The sequence below is a fragment of the Pseudomonas trivialis genome, assembly GCF_001439805.1.
In the GTDB taxonomy this organism is placed as follows: domain Bacteria; phylum Pseudomonadota; class Gammaproteobacteria; order Pseudomonadales; family Pseudomonadaceae; genus Aquipseudomonas; species Aquipseudomonas trivialis.
Genome location: NZ_JYLK01000034.1, coordinates 1 through 3396 on the forward strand (window position 1 = coordinate 1; position 3396 = coordinate 3396).

3 protein-coding genes are annotated in these 3396 nt (G+C 63.7%); all 3 read right to left on the reverse strand.

Annotated elements, in window-relative coordinates:
• Positions 1-31 precede the first annotated feature (31 nt).
• The gene (araH, locus tag TU79_RS24800) at positions 32-1000 is read right to left on the reverse strand and encodes an L-arabinose ABC transporter permease AraH (protein WP_057010423.1); all 969 of its coding nucleotides are present in this window, start codon (positions 998-1000) and stop codon (positions 32-34) included.
• Positions 1001-1009: 9 nt separating this feature from the next.
• On the reverse strand, positions 1010-2512 hold the full coding sequence (araG, locus tag TU79_RS24805) for an L-arabinose ABC transporter ATP-binding protein AraG (RefSeq protein WP_057010424.1): 1503 nt from the start codon (positions 2510-2512) through the stop codon (positions 1010-1012).
• Positions 2509-3396 (reverse strand): substrate-binding domain-containing protein (locus TU79_RS24810; protein ID WP_057010425.1); only part of this gene is annotated, 888 nt, incomplete at its 5' end. The genes TU79_RS24810 and araG, both read right to left, overlap by 4 nt.

Consider the following 3396-nt stretch of genomic DNA (forward strand, 5'->3'; position numbering starts at 1 on the left):
CCCTCCCACATTTGCCTCATACGATTCTGAATCAGCGTTGCTTCATGCGGTCGATGACCACCGCCAGCAGCAGGATCGAGCCGCGGATCACGTATTGATAAAACGTGTCGATGTTCTTCAGGTTCATCGCGTTTTCGATGATCGCCAGAATCAGCACCCCGGCAATCACGTGGCGGATCATGCCGATGCCGCCGCTCAGCGACACCCCGCCCAATACGCAGGCGGAAATCACCGTCAGTTCGAAACCCTGGCCGATCATCGGCTGGCCCGAGGTCATGCGTGAGGCGAGGATCACCCCGGCCAGGGCGCCGATCAGGCCGTGCACGGCGAAGATGATGATCTTGGTGCGATCCACGTTGACCCCCGCCAGCAGCGCTGCTTCCGGGTTGCCGCCGATGGCCATGGTGTTGCGCCCGTAGGTGGTGTAGTTGAGCAGCCAGCCGAAGAACACGAAGCACACGATGGTGATCAGGATCGGCACCGGCACGCCCAGCCACTGGCCGTTGCCGAAGATGAAGAACTGATCCTGGGACACGCCCACCGCCTTGCCGTCGGCAAAGATATAGGCCAGGCCGCGCACGATCTGCATGGTCGCCAGCGTGGTGATCAGCGCATTGACCCGCAGCTTGGCGATCACGATGCCATTGATCAGCCCCACCAGCAGGCCCATCCCCAGGGCCGCGCCGATGCCGAGCATCACGCTGTCGGTGTCGCGCATCACAATGGCCGCGACCACGCCGGCGCAGGCGATCACCGAGCCCACCGATAAATCGAAGTGCCCCGACGCCAGGCAGAACAGCATGGTGCAGGCGGCGATGCCCACCGTGGAAATCGCCAGGCCCAGGCCGCGCATGTTCAGCGGCGAGAGGAAGTTGTCGATGAGCAAGGCGCACAGCACGAAGATGCTCACCGCCGCCAGCAGCATCGCCCAGTTATCCAGCAGCGCGCGCAGGTCCAGGGGTTTGCGCGCCTTGGGCAGCGCGTTGTCTTGGGTCGTCATAGTCGTCTCTCAGTGGGCCGGGCCGCGCGGCAAGGCCAGCTGCAGCAAGTTGGATTCAGTGGCGTGTTCACGCCGTTGTTCGCCGCGCAGGGCGCCTTCGCACAGCACCAGGATGCGGTCGGAAATCCCCATCACTTCCATCAGGTCGCTGGACACCACGATCACCGCAATGCCGCTGGCGGCCAGGTTGTGGATGATCTGGTAGATCTCCGACTTGGCGCCGATATCGATGCCCCGCGTCGGCTCATCGAGCAGCAGCACCTTCATCGGCATCGACAGCCAGCGACCCAGAATGGCCTTCTGCTGATTGCCGCCGGACAGGTACATGATTTTCTGCTCGGCGTTGGGCGTCTTCACCTTCATCGCCTGGATCTGCTTTGCGGCGTTGCCCTTCTCCCACTTCTCGCGCAGCAGCCAGCCAAACGCGGCGTGGGCGCCTCGGGCGCTGATGTTGATGTTTTCCGCCACGCTGGACAGCGGGATGATGCCTTCCTTCTTGCGGTCTTCCGGGCACAGCAGCACGCCGGCGTCGATGGCATCGCGCGGGGAGCGCAGGTGCAGGGTTTCGCCGCACAGTTCCAGCTGCCCTGCGGTGCTGCGCTCCAGCCCGCAGAGCAGCCGGAACAGCTCGGTACGCCCTGCCCCCACCAGCCCGAACAGCCCGAGGATTTCGCCCTTGCGCACCGCGAAGCTGACCGGCTCGCGCAAGCCAGGCCCGAGCAGTCCGTCAACCTTGAGCGCCACCTCGCCGTGCTCGCGCGGGCGGTAGTCGTAGATGTCCTGAATATCGCGCCCGACCATGCAGGTCACCAACTGGTCGTGGGTCAGCGCGCTCATGTCCTCGAACGTGCGCACGTAGCGCCCGTCCTTGAACACCGTGACCGCGTCGCAGATGCGGAACACCTCTTCCATGCGGTGCGACACGTAGAGCACCACTTTGCCCTCATCGCGCAGGCGCGCGATGATCGCCATCAGCCGGTCGATTTCCCGCGCCGAGAGACTGCTGGTGGGTTCATCGAAGGCGATCACATGGGCGCCACGGGACAGCGCCTTGGCGATTTCCACCAGTTGGCGCTGGCCCAGGGACAGGCGGCCGAGCTTCTCGTCCGGGTCGATTTCATCGGCCAGGCCCTTGAGGCAGGCCAGCGCCTGCTGGCGCAGCAGGCTGCCGTTGACCACGCCAAAGCGCGACGGCAGGTGCCCGAGGAACAGGTTCTCCGCCACGCTCATTTCCGGCACCAGGTGCAGTTCCTGATGGATCACCGCCACGCCGCTGGCAATGCTGTCAGCGGCGCATTTGAACGCCATGGTCTGCGCGCCGATCTGCACCGAGCCACTGCTGGGAATGTAGGCGCCGCCAAGAATCTTCAGCAACGTCGACTTGCCCGCGCCGTTCTCGCCCATCAGCGCATGCACCTGCCCCGGCTGGGCGGTGAAACAGATGCCGTCCAGCGCCTTGACCCCGGGAAAGGTTTTGCCGATACCCTCAAAACGCAGGGCGGCCGCACTCATTTCCACAGCCCGATTTTGGTCAGTTCTTCCTTGAAGTTTTCCCGGGTGATCAGCGTCACTTCGTCCATTGCCGTGTATTTCGGCGGTTCAGTGCCCTTGGTGACCCACTCGTACATCATCAGCGCCGTGTTGTAGCCCTCGATGTGCGGGCTGGGCAGCATCGAGCCAAAGAAACCGCTGTTGGCTTTCTTCAGTTCGCCGATGGCGTCGGTGCCGTTGATGCCGATACCGATCACGTTGGCGGCGGCAAACCCGGCGCTTTCCGTGGCGCGCACGCCGCCGAGCACGGTGTTGTCGTTCATGCCGCCGATGATCAGGTTTTTCGCGCCGCTGGGCAGCTTGACCAGCGCCGAGTTGGTGGCGTCCATGCTGCCCGGAACGTCGAGGGTTTTCAGCGCGGCGGTGAGGATGTGGTCCTTGGGAATGCCGGCTTCTTCGAGGGACTTGATCGAACCGTCGGTGCGTTTTTTACCGGTGTCGAGCTCGTTGAAGGTGTTGATCACCGCGTAGGTGTCCTTCCAGTCCCAGCCACGTTTTTTCGCTTCGGCGGCCATCGCGGCGCCCTGCTTCTGGCCCACTTCAAACGCGGCCATGCCCAGGTACGGCACGTCTTCCATGAACGCGCCCTTGGCGTCGACGAAACGGTCGTCCACGGCAATCACCTTGAGGCCGTTGGCCTTGGCCTTGGCGACAATGGCCGGGCCGAGGGACACGTCCGGCGGGCAGATCACAAAGCCCTTGGCGCCGTTGGCGGCGAGGCTGTCGATGGCCGAAAGGGTTTTCTCGCCATCGGGCACGGCGATCTTGATCACGGTGAAACCGTGTTCCTTGCCGGCTTTTTCGGCGAAGGCCCATTCGGTCTGGAACCAGGGTTCTTCGGCCTG